This window comes from Kitasatospora cathayae (assembly GCF_027627435.1).
Taxonomy (GTDB): domain Bacteria; phylum Actinomycetota; class Actinomycetes; order Streptomycetales; family Streptomycetaceae; genus Kitasatospora; species Kitasatospora cathayae.
This window is the reverse complement of the sequence record NZ_CP115450.1, coordinates 5,477,933-5,492,416: the sequence shown is the minus strand read 5'-3', so window position 1 is coordinate 5,492,416 and position 14,484 is coordinate 5,477,933. Positions and strand designations below refer to the sequence as shown.

The window sequence follows — 14,484 nt, the reverse complement described above, 5'->3', positions numbered from 1 at the left end:
CCGCCGAGCCTAGCGAGAGGGGCTGGTAGCGGGCATAGGCCGGGCTGGAGCGGCGTTGGTCCCGGCATGACCAAGGTTCTGGTGATCGGCGCGAACGGCAGTGTGGGCAGGCACGTTGTGGCCTCGCTGGTCGAAGGCGGGCACGAGGTGCGGGCGTTGGTGCGGGACACCGCCAAGGCCGCGCCGCCCGCGGGGGTGGAGACCGTCCGGGGTGATCTGGCGGTGCCGGAGAGCCTGGCGGCCGCACTGGGCGGCGGGGTGGAGGCCGTCTACCTGATGTGGCCCGGGATCCCGGTGCAGCCGCGCGTGGTGGAACTGATCGCCGAGCACGCCAGGAGGGTCGTCTACCTCTCGACGGACGTGCCGGATCTCGCCGACGACGAGCCGCCGGTGATCTTCCACCAGGAGATCGAGCGGCTGATCCGCAAGTCCGGCCTGGGCTGGACCTTCGTGCGGGCGATCGACTTCGCGGGCAACACGCTCGGCTGGGCCGACCAAGTCCGCACGGGCGTCGTCCGCTGGCCGTACGGGCGGGCCCGCCGCTCGCTGGTCCACGAGCGCGACATCGCGGACGTGGCCGTGCGGGCGCTCACCGAGGACGGGCACGACGGCGCCAAGTACCTGGTCACCGGGCCCGAGTCGATCGCCCACGCCGACCTGGCACGGATCATCGGCGAGGAGCTCGGCACCGAGGTGCGCTGGGAGGAGCTGGCGCCCGAGACGGCCCGCGAGCAGCTGACGGCGGCCTGGGGCAACGCGGCGTTCGTGGAGTCCCGGCTGGCGGCCTGGGAGTCGTTCAGCCGTGAGCCGGAGCGGGTGACGGACACCGTGGAGCAGGTGCTCGGCCGCCCGGCCCGCGGCTTCCGCTCGTGGGTGCGGGAGCACGCGGAGGACTTCCGGTAAGCGCCTCCGGTCGGGGCCCCCGCCGCACTGCGCGGGCCCCGACCCGGAGCGCAAGCCTCAGCCGTCGAAGGTCAGCACCGCCTTGCCGTGGAGCCGCCCGGCGAGCAGGGCGTCGACGGCCTCCGCCGCGCCGTCCCAGCTGCCGCGCCAGGTGATGCCCGGGTCCAGCTCCCCCGCGGCGACGCGGTGGGCGAGCCAGCCGAGGTCCCGGCCGAGGCCGGTGCAGCCGAGCAGGAAGAAGGTCACCAGGCTGCGGTCGTGGCGCTGCTGATCGCCGAACAGCGCGCCGAACGGGAACTCCTCCCCCTTGCCCGCGCTGTGCCCGGCGGCGACCAGGGTGCCGCCCTCGCTCAAGACACCGTAGGCCTCGACCAGTTGGGGCCCGCCGACGAGGTCGACCACCCCGTCGACCGGGCGCGAGGCCTGCCCTGGCGTGCCGACCACCTCGTGGGCGCCCAGCCGCTGCAGCAGGGCGCGGTTCTCCTCGGGCGCGCCGGTGGACGCGATCACGTGCGCCCCTGCGGCGCGGGCGAGTTGGACGGCGTACCGGCCGACGCCGCCGGTGGCCCCGGTGACCAGGACGGTGCGGCCGAGCAGCGGCCCGGTGCGGTGCAGGGCGCGCAGGGCGGTGAGGCCGGCGACCGGGATGGTGGCGAGCGCCCCCGGATCGGCCCCGGCGGGTGCGACGCCGATCATCTCGCTGTCGACGGCCCGGAGTTCGGCCCAGGCGCCGGCGGCCATCAGGGTGACCACCGGGGTCCCGGCCGCCGGGCCGGAGCCGTCGGCGGCGGCCCGTTCCACGACTCCGGCGGCGTCCCAGCCGAGGACCGTGCCGTCGGGGGCCGAGTCGAGGCCGAAGGCGACCTCGCCGTAGTTGAGCGAGGTCGCGGTGACCCGGACCAGCGCCTGGTGCGGCGCCGGTTCGGGGTCGGGAGCGGTGCCGAGGCGCAGGCGGCCGGGGGCCGAGCGGTCGACCAGGAGTGCACGCATGGAGGATCCTCCCCTAGATTCTGCCACTGAGTGGCATAAGCCTACAGGTGGCAATCGCTGCCCGGATACACTGGCGCCGATGACTCCCGAGAACCCCGCCCAGCCCGCACTCCCGCTGCGCGAGCGCAAGAAGCTGCGCACCCGGCAGGCGCTGATCGACACCGCCCTGGACCTGTTCGGCGAGCGCGGCTTCGACCGGGTGACGCTGGACCAGCTGTGCGAGGCGGTCGAGGTCTCCAAGCGGACGTTCTTCCGCGCGTTCACCAGCAAGGAGGACGTCGCGGCGGCGCCCACCCAGGACCTCTGGACGGCGTTCCTGGAGGTGCTGGAGAACCGCCCGCCGCAGGGCCGCCGCCTGGTCACCCTGTACGAAGAGGTGCTGGTCGAGGCGATCGGCCGGATGCCGAGCGAGGGCTGGGCCGAACGCGCCCTGGCCAGCCGGAGATTGGCCGCCGTGACACCCTCGATGGACGCCCACGGGCTGGCCTTCTGCGACCGCGTCAGCCGGGAGGCGGTGGCCGTCACGGAACGGCGGTTCGCGCTGGACGCTGACGGGGAGGACGTCGCCGGCCTGCGCATCCGGCTCGCGCTGGACATGCTGGTCTCCGCCTTCCACCAGGCCCTCGCCACCTGGGTGGCCCAGCCCTCCGGACACACCCGCGAAGACCTCACCCGACGCCTCCGGGCCGCCTGCGCCGAACTGCCGGGCGCCCTCGCGGCAACGGCGCAGCCACGCGACGAAGCGGCCGCGAGCTAGCCGGCCAGGTGGCGGCCGAAGAAGCGCCGGACCGCGCGGCGGACCTCGGGGACCGAGACGGTGGGCGCGACGCCGCCGATCAGGGCGTTCCGGCGCTCGGCCGTGATCAGTCCGGCCGCCTGGAGCTGGGGCAGCATCGCCGCGAAGTCGGTGAACGCCCAGTGGTCGGCGTCGGCGACAAGCGCGCGGCGGACGGTACGGCCCGAGTGGGCGGCGAGGGCCGACCAGGAGCGGTCCAACTCCGGTCGGCGGGCGAAGTGTTCGCTGCCGAGCAGGAGGAGCGGGCGGTCGACCCCGGCCTCGGCGACCGGGAAGAGCGCGCCGGACGGGGAGTCCAGGTAGCCCTCCAGTTGATCCCGGCGCGGACCTGCCGGTCCTCGTGCAGCAGCTCGGCCACCGCGCCGCCGCCCGCCGAGTGCCCGTACACACCGAGGCGGAGAGGGTCGAGGACGGCGGCGAGGCCGGGCGGCAGGGGCAGATCGCCGGCGTGGTCGACCGAGACCACGACCGCGCCGTGCGCGGCCAACTCCTCGGCCAGGCAGGTGCCCAGGCCGCGCGGGTCGCCGCCGCCGGGGCTGTGCACCAGCACCGGGCGCCGGCGACCGGGCAGCGGTGGCGCTCGGCAGCCTGCTGCTGCGGACCACCTCGTGACCGCCGGCGGCGCGGTCAGTCCCGCTCGACGGCCAGCTCGATCTCCCGGTGCGTCTCGTCGCCCGGCACCGGCACGGACACGCCGGAGTGCTTGAAGCCGGCCCGTACGTACATCGCCTCGGCGCGGGCGTTGTTCTCGTGGACGAACAGCCGGACCCGCTGGAGCCGGGGTTCGGTGAGCGACCAGGCCCAGTCCCGGGCGGCCCGGATCAGCTGGTGCGCGAGGCCGGTGCCGCGCGCCTCGGGGCGGACGTAGACGCCGACGACGTGGCCCTGCGGGACGGTGATGACGTCGCCGCCGAGGGCGCCCGCCCCGCCTGGCTGCTCGACCAGCACGGTCATGGTGCCGAGCCAGCGCCCGTCGGGGGCCTCGGCGACGGCCTGCCACACGGATTCGCCCTCGGCGGCGCCGGTGGTGCGCTCCTGCCAGAACTCGTCGGGCCTGGCGGAGGCGTTCTCGTACGTGTCCAGGAAGGCGAGGTTCGCGATCGGGTCCCGCAGCGCGGCGAGGCGGATCTCCTTGACCCGCTCCCACTCCTCGGCCCGTACTCGTCTGATGATGGTGCTCATCGCACGATCATCACGAGTGTCGGGCCGCGCTGACAACCCCCTTTCCGGGCCGCTGAGCTGGGCGTTCCCCCAGGTCTGTGCGGAGCGCCAGGTCAGACACCCCATGTCGTTGGGTGTCAAGCGGCAATGGGTTGGTCGTGGGCGTGGTGTGACCAGGCGGTCGCCTCGTCGTAGAGGGTGCGGGTCTTGAGGCAGCCGTGGAGTATGCCGACCAGGCGGTTGCCGACCTGCCTGAGGGCCGGGTTGTAGCCGGCCTCACGGGCGCGCTGCTTGTCGTAGTAGGCGCGGGCGCCGGGCGAAGCCCTCAGGGCGGAGAACGCCTGCGTCTGCAACGCGTCGGCGAGCCGGTTGTTGCGGACGTAGCGGGCTTGGACGGTGTGGCTCTTGCCGGAGGCCCTGGTGACGGGGCTGGTGCCGGCGTAGTTCTTGCGGGCCTTGGCGGACGCGTAGCGGGTGGCGTCGTCTCCGAACTCGGCGAGCACCCGGGCACCGGTGATCTCCGCGATGCCGGGCATCGACAGGTAGATCTCAGCGTCCGGGTGCGCGAGAAAATGGGCCTTCACCTGCCCTTCCATCTCGGTGATCTGCTCGTTCAGCGTGATCAGTAGGCGCGCGTGGGCGGCGGCGGCCGCCGCGTAGGCGGCGGTGACCGGCTCGGGCAGGCCGAGCTGCGGCTCGCGCAGCGCGGCCTGGATCGCCGCCGCTTTCGCATCCCGGTTCCGGCGCCGGGCCCGGGCCAGGACCGAGATGATCTGGGGACGGGTCAGCTTCGCGGCCGTCGCGGGGGTGGGCGCCTTGATGAGCAGTTCGAGCGCGTCCGTGCTGGTCAGCGCCAGTTCGGCGTAGGCCGTGAGGGCTGCGGGGAAGTACTCGCGCAGCGTGCTCCGCAGTCGCTGGAAGGTGCGGGTGCGTTCCCAGATCAGAGTTTGGTGGGCGCGGGCGACGACCTTGACGGCTTGGGCCTGGCCGCTGTCGCCGGCGATGGGCCGCAGCTGGTCGCGGTCGATGCGGACCATGTCGGCCAGTGCGTGCGCGTCGCCCTTGTCGCTCTTGGCCCCGGACGTGGCGTACCGCTCTTTGAACCGGGCGACCTGTCGCGGGTTGATTGCGTATACCTGGTAGCCGGAGGCGATCAGGGCCTGCACGCACGAGCCGCGGTCGGTCTCGATCCCGACGACCACCCGGGCCGCGTCCAGGTTCTCGCCGCCATGGCGGGCGAGGAGTTCGTGGAGCTTCGCGATGCCCTCCACGCCCTCCGGCAGCCGCGCGGCGGCGAGCCGGCGGCCGGACTCGTCCTGGATCTCGACATCGTGATGATCTTCGGCCCAGTCATCGCCGATCAGCAGCAACATGCCCTCCCTGTCAGGTCGTTCACTTCGTCGAGCAGCCTGCGGAAGGCACGGCGCGCGGCCTAATGGATCCAGTGCTCACGCCCTCGCGGGCGGGCACGCCACCCCATCAGCGGTCTGGCCTCCCGGCCGACCAGCCGGGGCACGGTCTGACCTCAGAGCTCGAACGGCTCCGGCGGCGAGAGTGCTCACCTGCTGGCGGCTACGGCACCGAGTCTTCTACAACCCGGTAGCTCCCATTAGGCGGTCTTGAGGGTGCCGCCGTCGATGACGTGGTCGGCGCCGTGGATGTTGCCGGCGCGGTCGGACAGCAGGAAGGCGACCAGGTCCGCCACCTCCGCGGGCTCGGTGAGACGGCCCGAGGCGATGCCGATCCGGCCGGGTAGCCCCGCGAGCAGGTCGCCGTGCCCCACCCCGGACGCGGCGGCCACCTTGCCGCCGAAGCCCTCGGGGTCGGTCCACAGCGGACTGGCGACCACACCCGGGGAGACGGTGTTCACGCGGACGCCGCGCGGCGCCAGTTCCTCGCTGAGCCGCTTGCCGAACAGGGACAGCGCCGCCTTGGCCTCCGCGTAGCCGACCGGCGAACCGGTGGGCATCCGGGCGTTGACCGAGGAGATGTTCACGATCGCGCCCCGGCGCTCCAGGATGCTCGGCAGCGCCGCCCTGGTGGTCCGCACCGCGCTGAACAGGTTGAGGTCGAAGAGCCGCTGCCACTGCTCGTCGTCGGTGTCCAGGAAGCCGCCGAGGGACAGCCCGTCCGGGTCACCGGCGCCGACGTTGTTGACGAGGAAGTCGATGCCGCCGACCGCCGCCAGCGCGTGGTCGACGACCGACCGCGCCCCGTCGCGGGTGCTCAGGTCGACGGAGACGGCGGCGGCCGCGACCTCCTTGAGATCGGACGTCACGGTACGGGCGGCGCCGACCACCCGGACGCCCTCCGCGGCCAGGGTCCTGGCGATGGCGAGGCCGATGCCGCGGCTCGCGCCGGTGACCAGTGCGGTCCTTCCGCTGATGCCGAGGTCCATGGTGTTCCCCCTCCTGAGGAGTTCTTGAACTGCAGGTCTAAAACTGGGGCGCAAAATGGCAACCGCCGGGGGCGGCGGGTTTCAGAGGCCGGCCAGGGCCGTGTCGATGATCCGGACGAGCACCGGCCGGTCGTAGGTCTTGGTCATGACCCGCAGGCCCGCGAGGACGGTCTGGAGGTACAGGGCATGCGCCTTGGCGTCGACGCCCCCGTCGATGTCGCCATCGCGCTGACCCCGTTCGATGCGGGCGGCGAACATCCCGACCATCCGCTCCTCCATGCGGTGCACCGCACGGGTCGCCTCCTCGTCGCGCCCGCCGAGTTCGGTGACGGTGTTCTGAGCGAGGCAGCCGCGGCGGACCGGCCCGTCCAGGTCCATGTCCACGAGCAGCAGGAAGTACGCGCGGAGGCGCTCCTTGGCGCTGCCCGGCCGGGAGAGGAACTCCTCGGTGATCTCCGCGCCCATGCGGGTGTAGAGGTCCAGCGCCTTCGCGAACAACTGACGCTTGGAACCGAAGGAGTGGTAGAGGCTGCCCTTGGCCACCCCGGTCGCCTCGGCGAGGTCGGCCGGGGAGGTCTCGGTGTAGCCCTTGGTCCAGAAGGTCTCCATCGCCTGCGCGATGACGACGTCCGGCTCGAAGCTCTTCGGCCTGCCCACGCGGCTACCGTAGTGATTATTTGACCTCAAGGTCAACTACTGCTCCGGAGGAGAGCGCCGTTGGCCTAACCTGGCTCCGTGACACAGCAATTGAGCACGGTGGTGCTGATGTGCGGCCTCCCGGGAGCGGGCAAGACCACCTACGCGATGGGGCTGGTGCGACGCGGCTACGTACGGCTCTCGATCGATGAGGTGGTCTGGCAGCGCCTCGGGCAGCGCGATGCCGGCCTGGTGCTGGAGACCGAGGCGTACGACCGGCTCAAGGAGGAGGTCCGCCGCGAGCAGCGGCAGGAGTTGGTCGAGCTGATGCTGGCCGGACGCGATGTGGTGGTGGACTACAGCTTCTGGAGCCGCGCCGCCCGCGACGACTACAAGGCGCTGATCGAGAACCACGGTTGCCACTGGGAACTGATCCACCTCAAGGCCGACCGGACGACGCTGGAACGCCGCCTCGAGGTCCGGAACGGCGAGGAAGGCGCCAACTCCGTCACCGTGGACGAGACGCTGCTCGAGCGCTATCTGGCCGACTTCGAGGAGCCGGAGGGAGAGGGCGAGCAGGTCTTCATGCAGTCCTCGACCTGAAGACAGCGGGGGTGTGCGCAGGAAGTCGGGCGGGTCGACTTCCTGCGTGCCGACGGGGGTTGTGAGTTGGGCCACTACGGAAAGTGGGTGTCCCCGGAGGAGGGGCGGGCCGCGTCCGGGTTCCGCCGGAGGCCGGAGGACCGGGTTTCGCAGAGAGCACCGAAGAGGGCGGCGAGGAGGTTGAGGATCAGGAGTCCGAGCATCGGTGGTGGCCGCCGTCGCGGTTGCGCTTGTACTCGCGCAGGAGCGCGAGGAGGTTGATCAGGGTGCTCGCCGGGATGTTGCCGAGGTTGACGAGCCGGCGGCCGTGGAGGTTGGTCTCGCCCGGCTGGGCCGAGGGCCAGAGGAGGCCGAACTCGCGGCCCTCTGCGCGGAGTTCGATGATCAGCCCGGTGAGCTGGTGGCCGCTGAGGTGGAGCAGGGCGGGGTCGGCCGGGTGGATGGGGTGGTGGGCGCTCACGCGTCACCGTCCAGCTCGAACCAAACGATCTTGCCGAGCTTCTGGGGGCTGACGCCCCAGCGGTGGGTGAGGGCGGCAACCAGGTGGAGGCCCCGGCCGGACTCGGCGAGGGGGTCGAGCTCGCGCTGCTCGGGGAGGGTGGAGGAGCGGTCGGAGACCCCGACGCGGAGGGTGTTGTCGCGGAAGAGGATGACGACACCCGGGGCGGGGGTGTCGCCGTGGCGCCAGGCGTTGGTGATGAGTTCGACCAGGCACAGCTGGGCGTCGGCGATGCGGGACGGGGACCAGCTCACGAGGGTGAGGGTGTCCTCGAGGGTGTCGCGGGAGAGGGTGAGGGAGGGGGTGTTGAGGTTGCGCACAGGGATCTCCCATAGGGCAAAAGGATGCTGACGATCCGTTTGGTGATCGATGCATCACTGACCGTAGGGCATTGGTGGTACATGTTGGGGTACTTCTACCCCACTCTTCACTCGATCGAAGGATTGCTGGACCCTTCCAGGGATCGCGATGGATGCTTGGGGGCATGGCACCACGAACTACCCCATCAGCCAGGCAGGAACGAGTCGGTACTGAGCTCCGGAAGATGCGCGACAGCGCGGGCCGCACGACCGCCGAGGCTGCTGCGCTCTTCGGGTTCGCCCGGACGAAGATCACCCAGATCGAGAAGGGCCAGTACCCGATCAGCGCCGAGCGGGTACGCATGCTCGCCTCCGAGTTCCAAGAAGGCGATGCCGCCTTCGTCGAGGCACTCGCAGCCATGGCCGAGGAGCGCCACAAGGGCTGGTGGGAGGATTTTCGTGGCTCCGTTCCCGTCGGATTCCTCGACATCGCCGAGATGGAGCACTTTGCCCGAGGGATGCGCACCTACCAGGTCTCACATGTTCCTGGCGCAATGCAGACCGAGGCCTACGCAAGAGCCATCTTCGGGGAGCTCTACCCGCCGCTACCACCGCGCCTCATCGAGGCCCGCCTTGAACACCGGCTCCAGCGCACAGCCCTGATGATGCGCGAAGGGGCACAGCCATACTCGGCACTGGTCCACGAAGCCGCCCTGCACATGCTGTTCGGTGGTCGTGGTGCCGCAAAACAGCAACTGGACAAGCTGCTTGAGTTCTCCGAGCTACCGCATGTCACGCTGCGAGTCATCAGCTTCAGCTCGGATGGATTCATCGGAGCAGGTCAAGGCGTCTTCTACGCAGAGGGTCCGGTTCCTCGCCTGGACACTGTTCAACTCGACGCCGTTGGCGGTCCAGCGTTCCTACATGAGCAGAAGCACCTCAAGAACTATCGCCACATGATCGACGTGATGACCGAACGTTCTCTTACCGAGAGCCAGTCTCGCGATGCCATCAGGCTTATCAAGAAAGAGCTCTAGACCATGAACAGCGTTCACTGGAAGCGCCCTGCCGCCTGCGCCGACGCCAACGCATGCCCCGAGGTGGCAATAGCCCCCGACGCCGTCTACGTCCGCAGCAGCCTCCTGCCTGACTCCGTCGCCCAACTCACCCCCACCGAATGGCGCGACCTCGTCTCCGCCATCCGCGACGGGGAGTTCGACCTCTAGCCCCAACCGCACCGGCCGGCTCCCACCGGCCGGTGCTTCCATGTTGCCCCTCGATTCGGATCACGGGCGTTGACCTGCTAGTCTTCTTCTCGTCGCGAGGGAGAAGACTCCTCGTCAGGCGTCAGCGGTGCTACCAGAGCACGTCCTACTTTCAGTAGGAAGAGTCCGTGCAACCCGGGCCTGGCGCTCCACAGTCGGAAGGGTCCGGCACCTCCACAGGTGCCGGACCCTTCCGCATTTGCCACCACACCGCTCAGCTTCGCGCCATGGTCCACAGCTGATGACCGCGCGTTCGGTCCCGACGACGAGGCATCCACCCATCCCGGGGCCTCACAAGGGCAGTCATCCGGGCGGAGTCCGCACCCGAACCGGATTGCCTCGAACCGCCCAACGGCCGCCGCCCGCACCGACGAACCGAGCTCCCCCGGCCTCCCCTCCGCGGTTCGGAGCGCGGCCGCCGAGCTGCTAGTATTCTTCCTGTCGCGAGGGAGATGATTCCTCGTCAGGCGTCAGTGGTGCTACCAGAGCACGTCCTACTTTCAGTAGGAAGAGTCCGTGCAACCCGGGCCTGGCGCTCCACAGTCGGACGGGCCCGGCACCTCCACAGGTGCCGGGCCCGTCCGCATTTGCCACCAGCGGCTCGTGAGGGCAGGAATCCCTCCTTCTGGGGTGCTCCCTCGAATCCGTGACCGAGCGTTCGGCACGACGGCGACCCGCCACGGGACCCGCAAGGGTGCGTAATCCAAGTGGAGTCCGTGCACGAATCAGGTTGCCCCGAATTGCCGCAAGCGATGGAGCTGTTCGGGTTTCCGTCGTCAACGGCGGTTTCCTCCGGCCGGATCGATCGCGATCAGCCCTGCTCCGGGGCCGCCGACACCCTCCGCTCGCTCTCGCTCTTGCTCAGCCGGCCGAGGTACCACCGGGCGAAGGTCACCGGCTCGCCGCGCGCATCGAGCAGCGGGGCGAGGTCCTCCTCCTCACACGTTCCGCGAGCAGTGCCCGCACCAGTTCGGGATCGGGCCCCTGCCGGGGGAACGGCTCGGCCAGCCGGGACAGGTCGGCCAGATCACGAGCCGAACACCGCCCCGCTGCGGGGATCGTCCGCCAGCGCGCGCACCCGCTCCCGTACGCCCGCCCACACCTGTCGTTCGACTCGTTCGGCCATGGGCCCGCAGCCTGGCCGGGAGTCCGGACACCGCCGGACCGGGGACCGGCGGAGTAGGACCAGCGTCCGATGGCAGCCCGCCCCCGTGATCCCTAGGCTCGCTGCGCACCGACACCGCACCCCGCCCCCGCACACCTGGAGCCAGACCCATGCCGGCCGACGCCACCGCACACATCCGCATCGCCCGCCCCTCGCGGGACTTGGCGGCCGCCGAGCGCTTCTGGGTCGCGGGCCTCGGCCTCGACGTCCTGCACCGGCACACCACGGACGGCACCACCCCCGGCGAGCACTCGCTCCTCATGGTCGGCTGGCCCACGGCCGCCTGGCACCTGGAACTCGTCCACGACCCCGCCACGCCCGTCGAACCGCGGCCCACCGCCGAGGACCTGCTGGTCGTCTACCTAGGCGAACCGGTCAGCGACGCACTGGTGGAGCGGCTGGAGCAGCACGGCGGCCGGCGGGTGCCGGCGCACAATCCGTACTGGGACACCTGGGGCGTGACCGTCCAGGACCCGGACGGCTACCTGCTGGTGCTGTCCACCCGTTCCTGGGGCAACGCGTAGGCCTGCGGCGGGCGTTGAGGGGGACTCCTTCGTGCCGGAACCGGATTCCGGGGCCCGGCCGTCCTCTCAGGGTGCCGTCGTTCGCGGCAGGGAGGGGGTTCGGATCGTGATGTGGGCCGTCGTCGGGGTGCCGTTCGCGCTGCTACCGGTCGTCCACTGGCTGCTGCGCGCCCGGGCGACGCCGCTGCGGGCGCCCGTCGCCGCCGCGCTGCTGCTCTGGCTGGCGCTGGTGCTCGCGGTGGCGCTCGACCTGCTGCAGCTGCGCAGCGAGGCCGAATTGTACCTGCTGTACACGCCGGTCGCCGAACTCGCGGTGCTGCTCGGGCTGTGGCTGGAACGGCGGATCGCCGGCCCGCGCACCGAGCGCCCCGGCGGCTGGTCCCGGGTGGCGGGCATCGCCTTCCACACCCAGCTGGCCCTGGTCCTCACCGTGACCCCGCTGCTGGCGCTCGTGTTCTTCCACGAGGCGGACGTCCCCTCCGCGCGGGCCCTGCCGGCGCCGCCGCCCGGCTACACCAGCCTCGGCACCGGCCAGGGCTGCGGCAACGGCAACGGCGCCACCTGCTGGCGCACGCTCTACCTGGCGGGCCCGCCCGACCTGCCGACGGCGGAGGCCGCCGACCGGCTCAGGCCCCGGCAGCGCTGCGAGGCGAACGGCTGGCTGATCGACCGTCGTGAACTCTGCACCGAGGTGAGCACCGACGGCGCCACGATCGTCTACCGCGTCTACCTCGGCGGCAGCCTGTAGCTGCGGGAATGTCGTACCGGAACGGCACGATCAGCGCATGTCCGAAACCTTCGTCGACCTGGGATCCGTCACCGCACCGTCCGGGGTGCTGGTGCTCGGCATGGCCAGTTGGATCGACTACTGGCCGGAACCGGGACAGCCGCTCGCCGAGCGCGCCCGCACGGCGGCCGCCGCAGGCGGAGCCCACCTCCGGGCCGAGCAGTGCGAGGCCGTCGCCGTCCCGGCGGCCGCCGACCGGCCGCTGCGGGTACGGGCGAGCACCTCGCCGTCGCCGTTCGACGGGGAACCGACGATCGCGACCCTGGAGATCGCCCTCGGACTCCCCTGGCCCGCCCGCACCTCGGAGCCCGTCTCGCTCGGCGACCTGCCCGTCGACCGGTGCGGCATGGTGATCGGCGACGCCACCGGGCTGGAGGCGTGGACCGGGCTGGACCACGAGAGGACCGACGGACTCGCCGACCTCACCTACTGGGGCCGCTACGCGGACGACGCGCACGCGCGGTTCGGCGGCGAGCGGATCGCCCGGTACGGCGCCGTCGGGCCGCACGGGTGGCTCGACCTCCCGATCGCCGAGGCGGCAGCCCGCGCGGCCGAACTCACCGCCTGGCGGGACCGCCACCACGGCAAGGGCCTCATGGTCTCGATCGACCAGCACAACGACCACTACCGCTTCCAGCGGGCCGCGTGGGGCCACCCGCTGCACGTCGGCGCGATCGAGGTCGGCGGCTGCCAGGTGCTCGGCCTCGACTGGGACCAGGGCGACCACTCGATCCGGCACCACGGCGAGCGGGAGTGGGGCCAGGTCCATCCGGTCACCCTGGCAGCCGACCCGGCCGGCGGTGCGGTGCTGCGCTGGACCATCCCGCCGTACGACTTCGACGGCTCGGATGCCTGACGGGGCTGTCCCTCACCCGGCCCGTCGGCGGCGGCGCAGTTCGCCGAGCCACTCCCGCACCTGCTCGTCGTCGTGCAGGTACTCGCCGCCGGGACCGGTGGGGAGGTCGATCCCGAAGAGCTTGCCCAGTGCCCAGAGGGAGAGTTCGTCCCACTCCAGCCAGTCGTCGAGGAACCAGCGGGCCGCCCAGCGGTCGGCCTCGTCCCGGCTCACCCGGCCCTCGGCCACGGCGGCGAACCAGCGCTCGATCTCGTCCAGGTCGGGCTGGGGCCCGGCGGTGCCGCTCACTCGTCCTCGTCGCTGCCGGCCAGGGCGGGGCCGAGGTCGGCGGGCAGGTGGGCGACGGCCAGTGCGGCGGCTTCCTCGGCCGTCCCGACCTCGGCGATCAGGCCACCGTGCGGGAACCGTTGCACGCGGTACGGGTCGCCGTCGCGAGCGGGGTCGATCGCGACCACCGGCTTGCAGGGGTAACCGGTGCGGGGCAGGAAGCAGAGCGTCCAGTGACTGGAGGCCGGGGACAGCTGCCGGAGCCTCGGCTGCGCGTGGGCCGCCTCGACCAGCAGGCCGAACTCGGTGAACTCCGGCTCCTCGGCGGCCTCTTCCCGGAGTCGGCGCCACCGCAGCTCGACCACGGCGGCAGGTCCGCGCTCGTGGGCCTCGGCGAGTTCCGAGCACTCGAGGAAGGGCACCTGTGCGCGCATCTCCCGCAGGCTCCCGCCGCCGCCCCAGGCCACTGCGGCCCGGATGACGTCCCGGAGGTCCGTGGTGAAGCCCGTGATCATCTCGGCGCCCCGGCTCCAGCCGCTGACGCTGAACCAGCGCTCCACAGCCCCGATGTGGACCTGGAGCGGCTTCCGCCCGGGGGCCGGGACCGCGATGCCCGCCGAGGAGGGCCCGCCCCAGGCGCCGGGCACCACGGTGATGTCCACGGCCAGTTCGGCGGCCGTCGCCTCCAGTGCGGCGGAGAGGCTGCCGACGGCGACCAGGTCGGGGTAGAGATCAGGTTTCACCCTTCAAGTCTGACGATCCGACTTCCCGAAATCCAGAAAACGTCCTGATCCCATCGCTTCCGAACGAACCCGGCGGAAGCCGGTTTTCCGCTCGCGGAGGCATGGGTAGTGCGGAGGCGTTCGCACTCCGACGATTCCCAAGTCTCGCGCGGAGGCGAACCTTTGGGATTCCCATGGAAGGATTTCGAATGAACAGGATCGTCCGCAACGCCCTCGTGACCGTCGTGACCGCCGGTGCCCTCACCGCCGCCGTCGCCCCCGTCGCCATGGCCACCGAGCAGACCCGGTCGGTGGCCGGGGTGCAGGCGCAGATCAACAACCCGAAGACGGTCAAGGCCGCCGCCTACAACCAGGCCCGCAGCATCCTCGCCCAGGCCGGCAGCCAGACGGCCGCCAAGTCCCACCCGGCCCACGGCACCAGCGACGTCCCGGTCTCCTACGGCACCAGCCTGCTCGCCGCCGCCCGCGACGAGTTCCGCGCCGCCGACCGGAACCTCCCGGCCGCCCAGAAGAAGTCCGACATGTCGATCCCGCACTACAACGCCATCCACAGCGCCGCCAACACCATGGGCATCGACCGCTGGTGACCCAC

19 protein-coding genes are annotated in these 14,484 nt (G+C 71.5%); 9 read left to right on the top strand and 10 right to left on the bottom strand.

Going from position 1 to position 14,484, the window contains the following annotated elements:
• Positions 1 to 66 precede the first annotated feature (66 nt).
• Positions 67 to 903, top strand: a complete 837-nt coding sequence (locus O1G21_RS24595) for an NmrA family NAD(P)-binding protein (RefSeq protein ID WP_270146755.1) — start codon at positions 67 to 69, stop codon at positions 901 to 903.
• A gap of 57 nt (positions 904 to 960) precedes the next feature.
• On the opposite strand, the gene O1G21_RS24590 is transcribed toward O1G21_RS24595, so the two are convergent.
• Positions 961 to 1,893, bottom strand: coding sequence for a zinc-binding dehydrogenase (locus O1G21_RS24590; protein WP_270146754.1), 933 nt, complete (start codon positions 1,891 to 1,893; stop codon positions 961 to 963).
• Positions 1,894 to 1,972: 79 nt separating this feature from the next.
• On the opposite strand from O1G21_RS24590, the gene O1G21_RS24585 reads away from it, so the two are divergent.
• Positions 1,973 to 2,650 carry a TetR/AcrR family transcriptional regulator gene (locus O1G21_RS24585; protein ID WP_270146753.1) on the top strand — a complete coding sequence of 226 codons (678 nt, stop codon included), beginning with the start codon at positions 1,973 to 1,975 and terminating at the stop codon, positions 2,648 to 2,650.
• On the opposite strand, the gene O1G21_RS24580 is transcribed toward O1G21_RS24585, so the two are convergent.
• The 5 genes from O1G21_RS24580 to O1G21_RS24560 all read right to left on the bottom strand — a co-directional run bounded on the left by O1G21_RS24580 (position 2,647) and on the right by O1G21_RS24560 (position 6,905).
• Complete coding sequence (locus O1G21_RS24580) at positions 2,647 to 2,889, bottom strand: hypothetical protein (RefSeq protein WP_270146752.1); 243 nt, start codon at positions 2,887 to 2,889, stop codon at positions 2,647 to 2,649. The genes O1G21_RS24585 and O1G21_RS24580 overlap by 4 nt on opposite strands.
• Before the next feature lie 427 nt (positions 2,890 to 3,316).
• Positions 3,317 to 3,871 (bottom strand): GNAT family N-acetyltransferase, encoded by a 555-nt coding sequence (locus O1G21_RS24575; protein WP_270146751.1) that lies wholly within the window; start codon positions 3,869 to 3,871, stop codon positions 3,317 to 3,319.
• 116 nt (positions 3,872 to 3,987) lie between these two features.
• Positions 3,988 to 5,220 (bottom strand): IS110 family RNA-guided transposase, encoded by a 1,233-nt coding sequence (locus O1G21_RS24570; RefSeq protein WP_270151235.1) that lies wholly within the window; start codon positions 5,218 to 5,220, stop codon positions 3,988 to 3,990.
• Between the two features lie 239 nt (positions 5,221 to 5,459).
• On the bottom strand, positions 5,460 to 6,248 hold the full coding sequence (locus O1G21_RS24565) for an oxidoreductase (protein ID WP_270146750.1): 789 nt from the start codon (positions 6,246 to 6,248) through the stop codon (positions 5,460 to 5,462).
• A gap of 81 nt (positions 6,249 to 6,329) precedes the next feature.
• Positions 6,330 to 6,905 carry a TetR/AcrR family transcriptional regulator gene (locus O1G21_RS24560; RefSeq protein ID WP_270146749.1) on the bottom strand — a complete coding sequence of 192 codons (576 nt, stop codon included), beginning with the start codon at positions 6,903 to 6,905 and terminating at the stop codon, positions 6,330 to 6,332.
• 78 nt (positions 6,906 to 6,983) lie between these two features.
• Here O1G21_RS24560 and O1G21_RS24555 point away from each other — a divergent pair, with 78 nt between their 5' ends.
• Positions 6,984 to 7,487 (top strand): AAA family ATPase, encoded by a 504-nt coding sequence (locus tag O1G21_RS24555; RefSeq protein ID WP_270146748.1) that lies wholly within the window; start codon positions 6,984 to 6,986, stop codon positions 7,485 to 7,487.
• Between the two features lie 187 nt (positions 7,488 to 7,674).
• Here O1G21_RS24555 and O1G21_RS24550 read toward each other — a convergent pair whose 3' ends face one another.
• Both O1G21_RS24550 and O1G21_RS24545 read right to left on the bottom strand, forming a co-directional pair.
• Entirely contained in the window at positions 7,675 to 7,947 is a 273-nt protein-coding gene (locus O1G21_RS24550; RefSeq protein WP_270146747.1) for a hypothetical protein, read from the bottom strand.
• Entirely contained in the window at positions 7,944 to 8,306 is a 363-nt protein-coding gene (locus O1G21_RS24545) for an ATP-binding protein (protein WP_270146746.1), read from the bottom strand. The genes O1G21_RS24550 and O1G21_RS24545 overlap by 4 nt, the downstream gene beginning before the upstream one ends.
• A gap of 152 nt (positions 8,307 to 8,458) precedes the next feature.
• On the opposite strand from O1G21_RS24545, the gene O1G21_RS24540 reads away from it, so the two are divergent.
• The 5 genes from O1G21_RS24540 to O1G21_RS24520 all read left to right on the top strand — a co-directional run bounded on the left by O1G21_RS24540 (position 8,459) and on the right by O1G21_RS24520 (position 12,882).
• Positions 8,459 to 9,322: a helix-turn-helix domain-containing protein gene (locus tag O1G21_RS24540; RefSeq protein ID WP_333493494.1), complete on the top strand. Its 864-nt coding sequence runs from the start codon at positions 8,459 to 8,461 to the stop codon at positions 9,320 to 9,322.
• A gap of 3 nt (positions 9,323 to 9,325) precedes the next feature.
• Positions 9,326 to 9,511 carry a DUF397 domain-containing protein gene (locus O1G21_RS24535; protein WP_270146744.1) on the top strand — a complete coding sequence of 62 codons (186 nt, stop codon included), beginning with the start codon at positions 9,326 to 9,328 and terminating at the stop codon, positions 9,509 to 9,511.
• 1,314 nt (positions 9,512 to 10,825) lie between these two features.
• Complete coding sequence (locus O1G21_RS24530; protein ID WP_270146743.1) at positions 10,826 to 11,239, top strand: VOC family protein; 414 nt, start codon at positions 10,826 to 10,828, stop codon at positions 11,237 to 11,239.
• Between the two features lie 106 nt (positions 11,240 to 11,345).
• On the top strand, positions 11,346 to 11,987 hold the full coding sequence (locus O1G21_RS24525; protein ID WP_270146742.1) for a hypothetical protein: 642 nt from the start codon (positions 11,346 to 11,348) through the stop codon (positions 11,985 to 11,987).
• Between the two features lie 37 nt (positions 11,988 to 12,024).
• A complete protein-coding gene (locus tag O1G21_RS24520; RefSeq protein ID WP_270146741.1) occupies positions 12,025 to 12,882 on the top strand; it encodes a hypothetical protein in 858 nt (285 codons plus the stop codon).
• 12 nt (positions 12,883 to 12,894) lie between these two features.
• Here the strand turns inward: O1G21_RS24520 and O1G21_RS24515 are convergent, their stop codons facing one another.
• Together O1G21_RS24515 and O1G21_RS24510 are read right to left on the bottom strand one after the other, a co-directional pair.
• Positions 12,895 to 13,170, bottom strand: a complete 276-nt coding sequence (locus O1G21_RS24515; RefSeq protein ID WP_270146740.1) for a hypothetical protein — start codon at positions 13,168 to 13,170, stop codon at positions 12,895 to 12,897.
• On the bottom strand, positions 13,167 to 13,892 hold the full coding sequence (locus O1G21_RS24510; RefSeq protein WP_270146739.1) for a DUF6193 family natural product biosynthesis protein: 726 nt from the start codon (positions 13,890 to 13,892) through the stop codon (positions 13,167 to 13,169). The genes O1G21_RS24515 and O1G21_RS24510 overlap by 4 nt, the downstream gene beginning before the upstream one ends.
• A gap of 188 nt (positions 13,893 to 14,080) precedes the next feature.
• On the opposite strand from O1G21_RS24510, the gene O1G21_RS24505 reads away from it, so the two are divergent.
• Positions 14,081 to 14,479: a hypothetical protein gene (locus tag O1G21_RS24505; RefSeq protein WP_270146738.1), complete on the top strand. Its 399-nt coding sequence runs from the start codon at positions 14,081 to 14,083 to the stop codon at positions 14,477 to 14,479.
• Positions 14,480 to 14,484: the final 5 nt, after the last annotated feature.